This is a genomic window from Streptomyces sp. NPDC002671, from assembly GCF_053592475.1.
In genome coordinates this window covers 258,498-272,646 of sequence record NZ_JBSFVU010000004.1, presented here as the reverse complement: position 1 = coordinate 272,646, position 14,149 = coordinate 258,498, and the positions used below count along the sequence as shown (strand labels likewise).

The 14,149-nt window shown below is 70.8% G+C and carries 14 protein-coding genes and 1 tRNA gene; 6 read left to right on the top strand and 9 right to left on the bottom strand.

The window, feature by feature from the left end:
• Positions 1-39 precede the first annotated feature (39 nt).
• On the bottom strand, positions 40-1,350 hold the full coding sequence (locus tag ACWD35_RS08105; RefSeq protein ID WP_451350314.1) for a PTS transporter subunit EIIC: 1,311 nt from the start codon (positions 1,348-1,350) through the stop codon (positions 40-42).
• Positions 1,351-1,545: 195 nt separating this feature from the next.
• Between ACWD35_RS08105 and ACWD35_RS08100 the strand changes: the two genes are divergently transcribed.
• The 3 genes from ACWD35_RS08100 to ACWD35_RS08090 all read left to right on the top strand — a co-directional run bounded on the left by ACWD35_RS08100 (position 1,546) and on the right by ACWD35_RS08090 (position 3,134).
• Positions 1,546-1,779, top strand: coding sequence for a glucose PTS transporter subunit EIIB (locus ACWD35_RS08100; RefSeq protein WP_451350313.1), 234 nt, complete (start codon positions 1,546-1,548; stop codon positions 1,777-1,779).
• Positions 1,780-1,857: 78 nt separating this feature from the next.
• Positions 1,858-2,595, top strand: a complete 738-nt coding sequence (gene rph / locus ACWD35_RS08095) for a ribonuclease PH (RefSeq protein ID WP_451350312.1) — start codon at positions 1,858-1,860, stop codon at positions 2,593-2,595.
• 137 nt (positions 2,596-2,732) lie between these two features.
• The gene (locus ACWD35_RS08090; RefSeq protein WP_451350311.1) at positions 2,733-3,134 is read left to right on the top strand and encodes a hypothetical protein; all 402 of its coding nucleotides are present in this window, start codon (positions 2,733-2,735) and stop codon (positions 3,132-3,134) included.
• Positions 3,135-3,161: 27 nt separating this feature from the next.
• On the opposite strand, the gene ACWD35_RS08085 is transcribed toward ACWD35_RS08090, so the two are convergent.
• From ACWD35_RS08085 to ACWD35_RS08070, 4 genes are read right to left on the bottom strand one after another with little or no spacing between them, the layout of a single operon-like run.
• Positions 3,162-3,890, bottom strand: a complete 729-nt coding sequence (locus ACWD35_RS08085; RefSeq protein ID WP_451350310.1) for a DUF1707 SHOCT-like domain-containing protein — start codon at positions 3,888-3,890, stop codon at positions 3,162-3,164.
• Between the two features lie 9 nt (positions 3,891-3,899).
• Complete coding sequence (locus ACWD35_RS08080) at positions 3,900-4,901, bottom strand: ABC transporter ATP-binding protein (RefSeq protein WP_451350309.1); 1,002 nt, start codon at positions 4,899-4,901, stop codon at positions 3,900-3,902.
• 4 nt (positions 4,902-4,905) lie between these two features.
• The gene (locus ACWD35_RS08075; RefSeq protein WP_451350308.1) at positions 4,906-5,745 is read right to left on the bottom strand and encodes an ABC transporter permease; all 840 of its coding nucleotides are present in this window, start codon (positions 5,743-5,745) and stop codon (positions 4,906-4,908) included.
• On the bottom strand, positions 5,738-6,538 hold the full coding sequence (locus tag ACWD35_RS08070; protein ID WP_451350307.1) for an ABC transporter permease: 801 nt from the start codon (positions 6,536-6,538) through the stop codon (positions 5,738-5,740). The genes ACWD35_RS08075 and ACWD35_RS08070 overlap by 8 nt, the downstream gene beginning before the upstream one ends.
• Positions 6,539-7,808: 1,270 nt before the next feature.
• Between ACWD35_RS08070 and ACWD35_RS08065 the strand changes: the two genes are divergently transcribed.
• Positions 7,809-10,610 (top strand): transglycosylase domain-containing protein, encoded by a 2,802-nt coding sequence (locus tag ACWD35_RS08065; protein WP_451350306.1) that lies wholly within the window; start codon positions 7,809-7,811, stop codon positions 10,608-10,610.
• Between the two features lie 87 nt (positions 10,611-10,697).
• On the opposite strand, the gene ACWD35_RS08060 is transcribed toward ACWD35_RS08065, so the two are convergent.
• Both ACWD35_RS08060 and ACWD35_RS08055 read right to left on the bottom strand, forming a co-directional pair.
• On the bottom strand, positions 10,698-11,000 hold the full coding sequence (locus ACWD35_RS08060) for a GroES family chaperonin (protein ID WP_076089203.1): 303 nt from the start codon (positions 10,998-11,000) through the stop codon (positions 10,698-10,700).
• 112 nt (positions 11,001-11,112) lie between these two features.
• On the bottom strand, positions 11,113-11,445 hold the full coding sequence (locus tag ACWD35_RS08055) for a DUF3618 domain-containing protein (RefSeq protein ID WP_451350305.1): 333 nt from the start codon (positions 11,443-11,445) through the stop codon (positions 11,113-11,115).
• A 93-nt stretch (positions 11,446-11,538) separates the two neighbouring features.
• On the opposite strand from ACWD35_RS08055, the gene bcp reads away from it, so the two are divergent.
• Both bcp and ACWD35_RS08045 read left to right on the top strand, forming a co-directional pair.
• A complete protein-coding gene (bcp, locus tag ACWD35_RS08050) occupies positions 11,539-12,006 on the top strand; it encodes a thioredoxin-dependent thiol peroxidase (RefSeq protein ID WP_451350304.1) in 468 nt (155 codons plus the stop codon).
• 39 nt (positions 12,007-12,045) lie between these two features.
• Positions 12,046-12,132 (top strand) — tRNA-Leu (locus tag ACWD35_RS08045).
• Between the two features lie 4 nt (positions 12,133-12,136).
• Here ACWD35_RS08045 and rdgB read toward each other — a convergent pair.
• Together rdgB and ACWD35_RS08035 are read right to left on the bottom strand one after the other, a co-directional pair.
• Entirely contained in the window at positions 12,137-12,739 is a 603-nt protein-coding gene (gene rdgB / locus ACWD35_RS08040; RefSeq protein ID WP_451350303.1) for an RdgB/HAM1 family non-canonical purine NTP pyrophosphatase, read from the bottom strand.
• A 47-nt stretch (positions 12,740-12,786) separates the two neighbouring features.
• On the bottom strand, positions 12,787-14,100 hold the full coding sequence (locus ACWD35_RS08035) for a DUF445 domain-containing protein (protein WP_451350302.1): 1,314 nt from the start codon (positions 14,098-14,100) through the stop codon (positions 12,787-12,789).
• Positions 14,101-14,149: the final 49 nt, after the last annotated feature.

The following is a 14,149-nucleotide window of genomic DNA, read 5'->3' as shown; positions in this document are numbered from 1 at the left end:
AACCACGAAATCCGCTACGAAAGGGCTACGCGCAGTGGCTCAGACCTTCGTGACGTCCTCGACCTCGTCCTCCGGCTCCCGGCCCGGTGTCTTCAGGTCGAACTTCGTGATCGCGAAGCGGAAGACGGCGTAATAGACGGCCGCGAAGCCGAGACCGATCGGGATGATCGCCCAGGGTCTGGTCGCCAGGTTCCAGTTGATGACGTAGTCGATGAGGCCCGCCGAGAAGCTGAAGCCGTCGTGCACCCCGAGCGCCCAGGTCACCGCCATCGACACCCCGGTCAGCAGCGCGTGGACGGCGTAGAGCAGGGGCGCGATGAACATGAAGGAGTACTCGATCGGCTCGGTGATCCCCGTGACGAACGAGGTCAGCGCCACCGAGAGCATCATGCCGCCGACCTCTTTGCGGCGGCTCGGCTTGGCGCAGTGCGCGATCGCCAGCGCCGCCGCCGGCAGGGCGAACATCATGATCGGGAAGAAGCCCGAGGTGAACTGGCCCGCGTGCGGGTCGCCCTGCAGGAACATGTTGATGTCGCCGTGCACCACGGTGCCGTCCGGCTTGGTGTAGCTGCCGAACTGGAACCAGATGGGCACGTTCAGGAACTGATGCAGCCCGACGACGAGCAGGGCCCGGTTGGCGACGCCGAAGATGCCCGCGCCCCACGAGCCCGCGTCCCGCAGCCACTTGCCGAAGCTCTCCAGGCCGTGGCCGACCGGCGGCCAGATCCACAGGCACAGCGCCGCGAAGACGATGGCGACGAACGCCATGATGATCGGCACCAGGCGGCGCCCGTTGAAGAAGCCGAGCCAGTCGACCAGCCTGGTGCGGTGGTAGCGCGCCCAGAAGAAGGCCGCCAGCAGGCCCATGACGATGCCGCCGAACACCCCCGGGTTCTGGAAGGTGAAGGGAGTCACCGCGCCGCCGCCCGCACCGACGCTGACCTGGCAGCCGACGTCCGGGACCGCCTTCGAGCCGCCGGGGCAGGACGCGGGGAACTGGTGCAGCACGTTGTAGTAGACGAGGAAGCCCGCCACCGCCGCGAGCGCCGTCGAGCCGTCCGCCTTCTTCGCCATCCCGATCGCCACGCCCACGCAGAACAGCAGGGGAAGGCCGAGGGAGCCGTCGAGGAGGGCGCCGCCCGCGCCGCCCATCACCTTCGAGACGTCGGTCCAGCCGAGCCCCTCGGCACCGAACACGTTCGGCTGGCCCAGCCGGTTGAGGATGCCCGCGGCCGGGAGCACCGCGATCGGGAGCTGGAGACTGCGGCCCATCTTCTGCATGCCCTGGAAGAGCCGGTGCCAGCGTTCCCGTGCCGGACCGACCGCGCTCTCGGCGCTGTTGGCGCTCATCGACGTCCTCCCGGGCCGCTCGACTCGGACGCGGTTTGGCGACCGTCCCCCGGGTGGTGTAGACCAGTTGGCGGACGGTTCCGCTGTCGTGATCGCCATCATTCGGCACGTACAGCATGACCGCTCGCAAAGTTGGGCCAACTGTGGGTTACTGCGTCAAATCGGTTCGGATCAGGGAATTCAGGGAGACGGAACATGGCCACCAAGGCTGAGAAGATCGTCGCCGCGCTCGGCGGGCTCGACAACATCGAGGAGATCGAGGGCTGCATCACCCGGCTCCGCACCGAGGTGGTCGACGCCTCGCTGGTCGACGAGGCCGCCCTGAAGGCCGCCGGCGCCCACGGCGTCGTCAAGATGGGCACCGCCATCCAGGTCGTCATCGGCACCGACGCCGACCCGATCGCCGGGGAGATCGAAGACATGATGTGAGCCGTGCCGGTTCACCTGTTAGGGGCTCTTCCCGCCGGGGGAGGAGCCCCTTCCGTTACTCCGGATAGGCTCGACGTCATGTCTCGCATCGACGGCCGTACCCCTGAACAACTGCGCCCGATCACCATCGAGCGCGGATGGAGCAAGCACGCCGAGGGCTCCGTCCTCGTCTCCTTCGGCGACACCAAGGTCTTCTGCACCGCCTCCGTCACCGAAGGAGTCCCGCGCTGGCGCAAGGGCAGCGGCGAGGGCTGGGTCACCGCGGAGTACGCCATGCTGCCCCGCGCCACGAACACCCGGGGAGACCGAGAGTCCGTCAAGGGCAAGATCGGCGGCCGTACCCACGAGATCTCCCGCCTCATCGGCCGCTCCCTGCGCGCCGTCATCGACTACAAGGCGCTCGGCGAGAACACCATCGTCCTCGACTGCGACGTCCTCCAGGCCGACGGCGGCACGCGCACCGCGGCGATCACCGGCGCCTACGTGGCCCTGGCCGACGCCGTCACCTGGGCGCGCGGCCGGAAGCTGATCAAGGCCGGCCGCCAGCCGCTCATCGGCACCGTCTCCGCCGTCTCCGTCGGCATCGTCGGCGGCGTCCCGCTGCTCGACCTCTGCTACGAGGAGGACGTGCGCGCCGAGACCGACATGAACGTCGTCTGCACCGGCGACGGCCGCTTCGTCGAGGTCCAGGGCACCGCCGAGGCCGAGCCCTTCGCCCGCGAGGAGCTGAACGCCCTGCTCGACCTCGCCGTCAGCGGCTGCGCCGAGTTGACCACGATCCAGAAGGCCGCGCTGGCCAGCGCGCTCGAGAAGTAACGCGCAAAGTAAAGGGCGCGCCAAAACCCGGGGTACAGCAGGGCAACCCCCGCACCCTCCCCGGCGTCCCTACGATTACGGGCGCACGGATCACCGCCGTGCGCCCGGCCACCGTATACAGGGGAGGGAACACCACCATGGCCGCCAGCCGACGCCGAGGCCGTCTCACCGCAGTCGCCGCCGTCGTAGCGACCGCCGCGCTCACCACAGGCCTCACCACCGGCTGTGATGCCGTGAGCAAGGCCCTGGACTGCGTGCAGACCGCGGACTCGATAGCCGACAGTGTCACCGACCTCCAGCAGGCCGTGGAGAACGCGGCGAACGACCCCACCCAGGCGGACGCCTCCCTCGACTCCATCGAGAAGAACCTGAAGAAGATCGGCGACAAGACGGACGACACCGACGTCAACAAGGCGGTGGACGACCTCAACAAGGCCGTGGACAACGTCCGTACGGCCATCAAGAACGGCGACCGCACCCCCGACGTCAGCCCCGTCACCGACGCGGCGGGTGAACTGACGAAGGTGTGCACGCCGTAACGACGACAGGGCCGGGGGAGTGCCGGCTCAGTACTCCCCGTGCCGGCGCCGGTCCCGCAGCTCCTTGCGGGAGTCCCGGTGCTCCAGCTTCTCCTGCCGGCGCTGCTCCTTCAGCCGCTGCCGCTCGGCCCGGGTGATCTTGCGCTCCACACCGACCCCGCCCCAGAAGGCGAACCCGCTGATCACCACGCGCGGCGCGCCGGGCTCGGGCGGGCCGTCGTCCTCGGGGTGCTCGAAGCCGCCCATCACACCGATGCCGCGCACGACGACCTCGACCCCCGGCGGCACGATCACCTGCATCCCGCCCATGATCGCCACACAGTTGATCTCGACCTCACGGTCCGCGAAATTCGCCTCCCTGAGGTCGATCTCGCCACCGCCCCAGAACGCGAAGCAGCTGAACCGCTTCGGCACCGTCCAGCGGCCCTTGCGCTCGAACCCCGACAGGATGGCGACCGCCCACGCGGACGACCCCTCGCCACCCACGAACCGGCCCGCCCAACTCCCGCTCTCCACCGGAGCCTTGGTGAACGAGACCGGAGGCGGCGCCACCGCCCCGGCGGCCGGCAGATCCCGGGTAAGCGGCGTCAGCTCGGCATACGTACGGGCCTTGTAGGTCGCCTCCAGCCGCTCCTCGAACTCCTCCATGTCGAGCCGCCCTTCGGCGAGGGCGTCCCGCAGGACCTCGGCGACCCGCTCACGGTCGGCGTCGGACGCCCGGAGATCCGGGAGGTCCGGGACAGCGTCTTCCGTCATGAGGGCAGCCTACGAGACGGCCTTGTCCACGTACATCTTGGCGATGACCGCCTCGATGTCCGGCTCCCGCACCGACAGGTCCACCAGCGGATACTCGGCCGCGATGTATGCCACCAGCGGCGCCGCCGACTGGCCCGCCGGGAACGCCAGCCACTGCCGCGGCCCCTCCACCCGCACCACTCGGCCCACCGGCGCCTCGATCGGCGGCAACTCCCGCTCCAGGTCCACCACCAGCGTCCGCTCGCCCTCCCCGGCCTCGTGCAGCCCCGCGAGCGGGCCGTCGTACATCAGCCGCCCGTGGTCGATCACCATCACCCGCGAGCACAGCTGCTCGATGTCCTGGAGGTCGTGCGTGGTCAGCAGCACGGTCGTGCCGCGCTCGGCGTTCAACTCCTTCAGGAAACCCCGCACTTTCGCCTTGGAGACCACGTCCAGGCCGATCGTCGGCTCGTCCAGGTACAGCACCTCCGGATCGTGCAGCAGCGCCGCCGCGATGTCCCCGCGCATCCGCTGCCCCAGCGACAGCTGCCGCACCGGCACATCCAACAGGCCGCCCAGCTCCAGCAGTTCGACACACCGGTCCAGGTTCTCCCGGTAACGGGCGTCCGGGATGCGGTACATGCGGTGCGCCAGCCGGTACGAGTCGATCAGCGGCAGATCCCACCACAGCGTGGTCCGCTGCCCGAACACCACCCCGATCCGGTGCGCCAGCCGCCGCCGCTCCCGCGACGGATCGATCCCCGCCACCCGCAGCCGGCCCCCGCTCGGCGTCAGGATGCCGGTCAGCATCTTGATCGTGGTCGACTTCCCGGCGCCGTTCGGCCCGATGTACCCGACCATCTCCCCCCGCGCCACACCGAAGGAGAGCGAGTCCACCGCCCGCACCTGCCGCCGCTCCCGCTTGAGGAACCCCGTCTTCTTGCGTACCTCGAAGACCTTCTCGACCCGGTCGAGGTGAATGAACTCATCCTCCACCGCACCCTCCACCGCACTGACGTCACTGTCCGGCACCGCGCTAACTCCCTGTGCTCCGATACGAACGAAGTCCCGCCCGCCACGCCAGCCCCGCCAGCGCACAGCACCCCACCGCCACCAGCGGCGACGCCCACGCCGCCCACCCCGGCAGGCCCAGCGGAAGGGGCCGCCCCAGCACGAAGGCCGCGGGCAGCCAGTTGACGAAGGCCAGCGGCACCACGAAGGTCACCCCGCGCACCAGCTCCCGCCCGAACACCGTCGGCGGATACTGCAACAGCGTCGTGCCGCCGTAGGTGAACGCGTTCTGCACCTCCGACGCGTCCTGCGCCACGAACTGGAACGCCGCGCCCGCCACGAACACCGCGCAGAAGATCCCGCAGCCGCTCACCACCATCACCGGCATCAGCAGCAGCTTCGCCGCCGTCCAGTCGATGTCCACCCGGGTCAGCGACCAGCCCAGCACCAGCGACCCCTGCGTCACCCGGCCCAGCCTGCGCAGCGCGAACCGGTCGGCCGCCACCTGCGCCAGCACCGGCGCCGGACGCACCAGCAGCGTGTCCAGCGTGCCGTCCCGCACCCGCCGCCCCAGCCGGTCCATCGACCCGATCACCAGATCGGCCAGCCCGAAGGACACGGCCGACAGCCCGTACAGGAACGCCACCTCGGGGAGCGCATAGCCGCCCAGCGCGTCCACCCGCGAGAACATCAGCATGATCGCGACGAAGTCGAGAAAGGTCGCCGCGAAGTTCCCGAACGCCGTCATCACGAAGGACGCGCGGTAGGCCATCGTGGACCGCACCCACATCCCCGCGATCAGCCGGTACGCCCGAACCCCCTCCCGCACCCGGCCGCTCTCCCACACCCGGCTGTCCTCAGCCACCCTGGACCACCACCCGCCGCGTCGCCACCGACTGCACCAGCCGCCCGGCCCCCAGCAGCGCCACCGCCCACGCCCCCTGGAACGCGTACGTGCTCCACGGATCCGCGTGCCCCAGCAGGATGTCCGCCGGCGCCTGCAGCAGCGACGACCACGGCAGCGCCCGTACGACCTCCCCGAGCGCGCCCGGGAACACGTTCAGCGGCAGCAGCATCCCCGAGCAGAAGAACCCGGCGAGCCACGCCATCTGCGTCACCCCCGTGCCGTCCAGCAGCCAGAACGCGCTCAGCGCCACCAGGAACCGGATCCCGAAGCCCACCAGCATCGCCAGCAGCACGGCCACGAGGAACGCCACCCAGGTGCCGACGGCGGTCGGCAGATACACCGGGAAGAACAGCGCACCGAAGACGAACGGCACCAGCCCCCGCCCCAGCAGCTGGAAGAACGCCCGGCCCACATCGGCGGCCAGCCACCACAGCTGAAGATCGGCCGGCCGGTACAGGTCGATCGCCACGTCCCCCGTACGGATGCGTTCCATCAACTCGTCCTCGACGCCCCCGCCGCCGATCGCGAGCGTCGACAGGAACGCCTGCCCCAGCCACACATAGGTCACGGCCTGCGCCTGGTCGTACCCGCCCAGGTGCGGTCGCACGTCCCACAGCGCCTGGTACGTATAGACGAGGATCAGCCCGAAGACCGTGTTGGTGAACACCCCTGCCGCAGTGGCGGCCCGATAGGTCGCGTACCGTCTGAACCCCCCCGTCGCGACGGCCGCGTACAACCGTCCCGCACCCACGCCAGTCGACCTCCTCGAGACAGCTCGACACCGAAGCGCAGGAGCCTAGTCCGAGGCCCGGCGACCGGCCACGCATTTTCTGCGGAAGCGTGCCGGAATCCGGGAACGGAACGCCAGGTGCGAGAGTCTTCAAACTGGGGGCGCAGAAGGCGTACGAGGCGTACGGGAACGACGTACGACGAAACAGGAGTCCGTGCACGACATGAGCGACGAGCCGCAGCCGCAGCAGGCTGAAGGGCCCGAAAACCCCGAGGGCCGTGACAGCACGGCCACCGAGAGGAACCTGGGGAGCGAGGGGAGCACGGCGAAGAAGCAGACGGGCGAGCCGGGGGGTGCCGGGGGGCCGAGGGGCGCCCGGGAGCCGGGAAGCGCCGGGAGCCCCAGGAGCGCCGGTGGGTCCGGTAGCGCTCGGGAGCCGGGGAACGCCGGTGCCCCCGGGGGTACGCGGGAGTCGCGGAGTGCCGGGAAGCCGGCGGGCACCGAGGGGACCTCGGGCACGAAGGCCGCCCCGGGGACTCCGGAGGCCACGCGCGCCAAGGACAGCGGGGCCGCCCCCGCGGGTCCGCCGCGTCAGGACCAGACCATGTCCATGGCCCGGGCCCGCCGGGCTGCCCAGGCGGCCCGCAGGGAGCAGCCCGGCCGGTCGGCCGGTACGGGAGCCGGCGCGGGCGGGGAGACTCCGGCCGCGGGTGGGTCCGCTGCTTCCCGGGAGGTCCGGGGCACTGGTGCGTCCGCTGGCTCCCAGGCGGCCTCGGCTGCCGGTGGGTCCGCTGCTCCCCGGGAGACCCGGGCTGCGGGTGGTTCCGCTGCTTCGGGGCAGGCTTCGGCTGCGGGTGCGTCCGCTGCTTCCCGGGAGATCCCGGCCCCCCGTGGGTCCGCTGCTCCCCGGGAGACCCGGGCTGCGGGTGGTTCCGCTGCTTCGGGGCAGGCTTCGGCTGCGGGTGCGTCCGCCGGTTCCCGAGGGGCCTCGGCTGCGGGTGGGGCCGCTGGTTCCCGGGAGGTCCGGGGCGCTGGTGGGTCCGCTGGTTCTCAGGGGACCCCGGCTGCGGGTGGGTCCGCTGCTTCCCGGGAGATCCCGGCCCCCCGTGGGTCCGCTGCTCCCCGGGAGACCCGGGCTTCCGGTGGTTCCGCTGCTTCCGGGCAGACTCCGGCTGCCGGTGACTCCGCCGGCTCCCGGGAGGCCTCGGCTGCCCGGGGGTCCGCCGGCTCCGCAGGGCGTTCTGCCGCCGAGCAGCCTCAGTCGCCGGAGAGCACGCAGGTCCTCCGGCGCGTGAATGCGCCCAAGGCACCGCAGTCGTCCCAGTCGTCTCAAGCCCGGCAGGCGCAGGCGTCCCAGTCGCCCGCCCCCTCCGGCAAGGCCGGCCCCGCTGCTCAGGGCGCCGGGGACCGTCCCGCCGAGAGCACCCAGGTCCTCCGGCGTGTCAACGCACCCCGGAAGCCCGAGCCCGGCCAGCCCGGCGGCGAGGGTACGGCCACCGCGGCCTCCGCGTCCGCCGGGGTGAACCCCGCTGCTGCCCGTACCCCCCGCCCCAACCCCGCCGCGGCCGGTGCCGCAGCTCTGGGTGCCGCGGCCGGTGCCGAGGCCGCCCGCGCAGCCGTACTCGGCACCGCCGCCAAGGCAGCCTCCGCGACCGCGGCGACCCCCACCCCCTCCGCCGACGGCGGAACCGGTGGCGGCAACGGCGGCGCAAACGGCGGAGCCGGCGGTGGCAAGGGCAAGAAGCCCAAGCGGCCCAAGCGCACCGGCTGGCGGCGGATCATCCCCACCTGGCGCATGGTGCTCAGCACCTTCATCGTCGGCATGCTGCTGCTCATCGGCCTGTTCTTCCTCGGCTACTCCCTCGTGAAGATCCCGCCGGCCAACGCCCTCGCCACCAAGCAGGCCAACGTCTACCTCTACGCCGACGGCTCCCAGATCGCCCGCGACACACGCGACAGCCAGGTCAACCGTGAGAACGTCAGCCTCGCCGAGGTCTCCAAGGACGCTCAGCACGCCGTACTGGCCGCCGAGGACCGCGACTTCTACTCCGAGTCCGGCGTCGACCCGAAGGCGATGCTGCGCGCCGCCTGGAACACGGCGACCGGCAAGGGCACGCAGTCCGGTTCGACCATCACCCAGCAGTACGTGAAGAACTACTACCTGGCCCAGGAACAGACCCTGACCCGCAAGGCCAAGGAGTTCTTCATCGCGATCAAGCTGGACCGCAACAAGACCAAGGACGAGATCTTCGAGGGCTACCTCAACACCAGCTACTTCGGCCGCAACGCCTACGGCATCCAGGCCGCCGCCCAGGCCTACTACGGCGTGAACGCCACCGACCTCGACCCGGCCCGCGCCGCCTACCTCGCCGCGCTCGTCAACGCGCCCAGCGAGTACGACGTCGTAGCCCACCCCGAGAACAAGTCCGCGGCCGTCGCCCGCTGGAACTACGTCCTCAACGGCATGGTCAAGAAGGGCTGGCTCAGCGAGGACAAGCGCACCGGCATGAAGTTCCCGATGCCGAAGGAACAGACCGTCTCCACCGGCATGTCAGGCCAGCGCGGCTACCTCGTGGACGCGGTCAAGCACTACCTGATCACCAACAACATCATCAGCGCCGAGGAACTCGCGGCCGGCGGCTACCGCATCACCACCACCATCCAGAAGGACAGGCAGGACTCCTTCGTCAAGGCGGTGAACGACCAGCTGATCTCCAAGCTGGACAAGAAGAACAACAAGGCCGACACCTACGTCCGCGCCGGCGGCGCCTCCGTCGACCCCAAGACCGGCAAGGTCGTCGCCATGTACGGCGGCATCGACTACGTGAAGCAGTACACCAACGGCGCCACCCGCGGTGACTTCCAGGTCGGCTCGACCTTCAAGCCGTTCGTGTTCACCTCCGCGGTGCAGAACGGCTCGACCACCCAGGACGGCCGCCCCATCACCCCGAACACCTACTACGACGGCACCAACCAGCGCCCCGTGGAGGGCTGGTCCGGCGGCGCCTACGCCCCGGAGAACGAGGACCAGAAGTCGTACGGCCAGATCACCGTCCGCAAGGCCACCGACCTGTCGGTGAACGCGGTGTACGCCCAGATGGCCGTCGACGTCGGGCCGGCCAAGGTCAAGCAGACCGCGATCGACCTGGGCGTCCCCACCGGCACCCCGGACCTCAACCCGTACCCGTCCATCGCCCTCGGCACCGCCAACGCCAGCGTGCTGGACATGGCCGAGTCGTACGCGACCCTCGCCAACCACGGCAAGCACGGCACGTACACCCTGGTCGAGAAGATCACCAAGGAGGGCACAGAGGTCAAGCTGCCCGAGCAGACGGTCAAGCAGGCCGTCACCCGCGAGGCCGCCGACACCACCACCTCCGTCCTGCAGAGCGTCGTCGACAACGGCACGGCGATCGCCGCGCAGGCCGCGGGCCGCCCGGCGGCCGGCAAGACCGGCACCGCCGAGGAGGACAAGGCCGCCTGGTTCGCGGGCTACACCCCCGACCTGGCCACCGTCGTCGCCGTCATGGGCCAGGACCCGGTGACGGCGAAGCACGTGTCCCTCTACGGCGCCCTCGGCCAGCCCCGCATGAACGGCGGCGGCCCGCCCACCCAGATCTGGGCCCAATACACGCACGACGCGCTCCAGGGCAAGCCGGCGGCCGACTTCGACCTCCAGCTCCAGCAGGGCGCCGACCAGGTCGCACCGCCCACCGCCGACCCCTCCACCGAGCCCGGCACCGACGGCGGCCACGACAACGGCGGCGGCACCACCGGCGACAACCAGGACAACGGCGGCACGACCGGCACCCCGACCGACGGCACCACCAACGGCAACCCCACCGACGGCGGCACGACGACGAACGGCGGCGGCACCACCGGCACCACCACCGACGGCGGCGGTACGACGACGGACGGCGGCGGCACCACCGGCACCACCACTGACGGCGGCGGTACGACCACCGGAGGCACCACCACAGGCGGTACCACCGACGGCGGCGGCACCGACGGCGGCGGCACCGGCGGCGGCACCGGCGGCCCGACGACAGGTGGCGGCCCCGGAGGCCCGACGACAGGCGGCGGAGCACTGTAGGACCGATAGCAAAGGAACGACAAAGAGGGCCGGTGACAACAGTCACCGGCCCTCTCAGCCTCTGAACCAGAGATACCTGCCCGTGGATCAGAGATAAAGCCCCGTGGAGTCCTCCGACCCCTCGAAGCGGTCCGCGGCCACGGCGTGCAGATCACGTTCCCGCATCAGCACGTACGCCACGCCCCGCACCTCGACCTCGGCCCGGTCCTCCGGGTCGTACAGGACCCGGTCCCCGGGCTCCACGGTCCGGACGTTCTGCCCGACCGCGACGACCTCGGCCCAGGCCAGCCGCCGCCCGACGGCCGCCGTGGCCGGAATCAGGATCCCGCCCCCCGACCGGCGCTCGCCCTCACCGGTGTCCTGCTTGACCAGCACGCGGTCGTGCAGCATCCGGATGGGGAGCTTGTCGTGATGGGGGGTCCTGTGCTCGTTTCTGTTGGCGCTCACGCCTCGAACCTACCTGCCTCGACCACGCCGGTGCCCGCCCGGGTCACCGCCTCACTCAGTCCTTGTTGCGCCGCCGCGACCCTAGGGCGAGCAGCCCCACGACCCCCACGACGACGAGCGCGGCGGGCACGACCCGCTCCATCCGCGGCGCGCCCTCCTCGTCCACGAACTGCGCCCGCACATCACTGACCAGGCGGTTCACCTGCACGTAGGCCCGTCCGACGGTGTGATCGATATGGGCGACGACCTTGGCCTTCGCGTCCCCGACGATCGTCGACGGGTGCACCCGCATCCCGATCTCGTCGAGCGTCTCCGCCAGCACTTCACGGCGGCGCTTGATGTCCGCCTCGATCTGCGCCGGGGTTCTCGTGTCCGACGTGTCCGCCACCGTACGGCCTCCGAAGTCTCCTGATGCTGTTCTGGACAGTCTGTCAGCTCCCGGCTTCGCCGCACGGCAAGGCCCCCCGGTTAGGCTGTTCCGATGAGCGAGCGACTCCAGCCCGGGGACGTTGCCCCCGCCTTCACCCTCCCCGACGCCGACGGCAACGAGGTCTCCCTGTCCGCCCACAAGGGCCGCAAGGTGATCATCTACTTCTACCCGGCGGCCCTGACCCCCGGCTGCACCAAGCAGGCCTGCGACTTCACGGACAACCTCTCCCTGCTGGCCGACGCCGGCTACGACGTCATCGGCATCTCCCCCGACAAGCCGGAGAAGCTGGCGAAGTTCCGCGAGAAGGAGTCCCTCAAGGTCACCCTCCTCGCCGACCCCGACAAGCAGGTCCTTCAGGCGTACGGCGCCTTCGGCGAGAAGATGAACTACGGCAAGAAGTACCTCGGCGTCATCCGCTCCACGGTGATCGTGGACGAGGAGGGCAAGGTCGAACGGGCCCTGTACAACGTCCGCGCCACCGGCCACGTGGCCAAGATCATCAAGGACCTGGGGATCTGACGATGCTGCCCGGCCGCTAGCATGGCCGGGCAACACCACGCGGCCGTGGTGGAATTGGCAGTCACGCTGGGTTTAGGTCCCAGTGGGGTAACTCCCGTGAGGGTTCGAGTCCCTCCGGCCGCACCAGGGTTCAGCCCAACAGCTCCCGCACCACCGGCACCAACGCCCGGAACGCCTTCCCCCGATGGCTGATCGCGTTCTTCTCCTCGGGGCTCAGCTCGGCGCAGGTCCGCGTCTCTCCCTCCGGCTGGAGGATCGGGTCGTACCCGAACCCGTTCGTGCCGGACGGAGCATGCCGCAGCACACCCACCAGCCGCCCCTCGACCACCCGCTCCGTCCCGTCCGGCAGCGCCAGCGCCGCCGCGCAGGCGAAGTGCGCGCCCCGGTGCGCGTCCGCGATGTCGGCGAGCTGGGCCAGCAGCAGCTCCAGGTTGGCCTTGTCGTCGCCGTGCTGGCCCGCCCAGCGGGCGGAGAAGATGCCCGGGGCGCCGTTCAGGACGTCGACGCACAGCCCGGAGTCGTCCGCGACCGCCGGGAGCCCCGTGGCCTGGGCGAGCGCGTGGGCCTTCAGCAGGGCGTTCTCGGCGAAGGTGACGCCGGTTTCCTTGACGTCGGGGATGTCCGGGTAGGCGTCGGCGCCGACCAGTTCGTGGGGGAGCCCGGCGTCGGCGAGGATCGCCCTCAGCTCGGTGATCTTTCCGGCGTTGCGGGTGGCGAGGATCAAGCGGGTCATGCAGGCCAGTATTCCTGGCCCCGCAGAGCTCCCGAAGCGTGCCCGCCTCAGGCCCCCACCGCCCGCGAGATGACGTAGATCAGCAGACCCGCGAGCGAACCCACCACCGTGCCGTTGATCCGGATGAACTGGAGGTCGCGTCCGATGTGCGCCTCGATCTTGCGGGTGGTGTGCTCCGCGTCCCAGCCGGCCACGGTCTCGGTGATCAGCGAGGTGATCTCCTTGCGGTAGGTGGTGACGATGTGCACGGCCACACCCTCCACCCAGTTGTCGACCTTCTCCTGCACCTTCGGCTCGTTCGCCATCCGCGTGCCCAGGGACAGCAGCGCGGCCCGTACCCGCAGCCGCAGCTCGCTGCGCTCGTCCTCGGCCGCCGCGACGATCATCGACCGTACGGCGGTCCACGCGGAGGCGATCAGGTCCTGGACCTCGCCCCGGCCGAGCACCTCGCCCTTGAGCCGTTCCACCCGCGCGCGCGTGTCCGTGTCGGACTGGAGGTCGGAGGCGAAGTCGGTGAGGAAGCGGTCGAGGGCGCCGCGGGCGGGGTGGGAGGGCATGTCGCGCATCTCGGCGCAGAAGCGCAGCAGCTCCTTGTAGACGCGTTCGCCGATCTTCCGGTCCACGAAGCGGGGGGTCCAGCCGGGAGCGCCGCCCTCGACGGCGTCCATCACGCTTTCGCCGTGCAGGACGAGCCAGTCGTGGGCGCGGGAGACGATCAGGTCGACGGCCCGTTTGTGGCCGCCGTCGGCGACGATCTTCTCCAGCATCTTGCCGAGGCCGGGCGCGATCTCCTGGGCGTCGGCGCGCCGGGTGATCGCCTCGCCGACGACGGCCTGGACGTCGGAGTCGCGCAGTACGGCCAGCGCGCCGCGGAGGGCGGTCGCCAGCTCGGCGGTCACCCGGTCCGCGTGTTCGGGCACGGCGAGCCAGGCGCCGAGGCGGCTGCCGATGCCGACGGCGCGCAGCCGTTGCCGTACGACGTCCTCGGAGAGGAAGTTCTCGCCGACGAACTCGCCGAGGGAGACCCCGAGCTGGTCCTTCTTGGTGGGGATGATCGCGGTGTGCGGGATGGGCAGGCCGAGGGGGTGGCGGAAGAGGGCGGTGACGGCGAACCAGTCGGCCAGCGCGCCGACCATGCCGGCCTCGGACGCCGCGGCCACGTACCCGGCCCAGGACCCGGCGCCCGCCTGGTCGGCCCACTTGGCCAGGACGTACACCACCGCCACGAACAGCAGCAGCCCGGCCGCCGTCAGCTTCATGTGCCGTACCCCGCGCCGGCGCTCCTCGTCGGCGGGGGTGAAGGCGGTCATGGTCCGGTACGACGCGACCCGGGCCGGTGTTCCGGTCTCGGTTGGTTCCATCAGCTCCACCGTTCAGCTCCACCGTTCGGCGTTCGGTGATCCCGCAGAC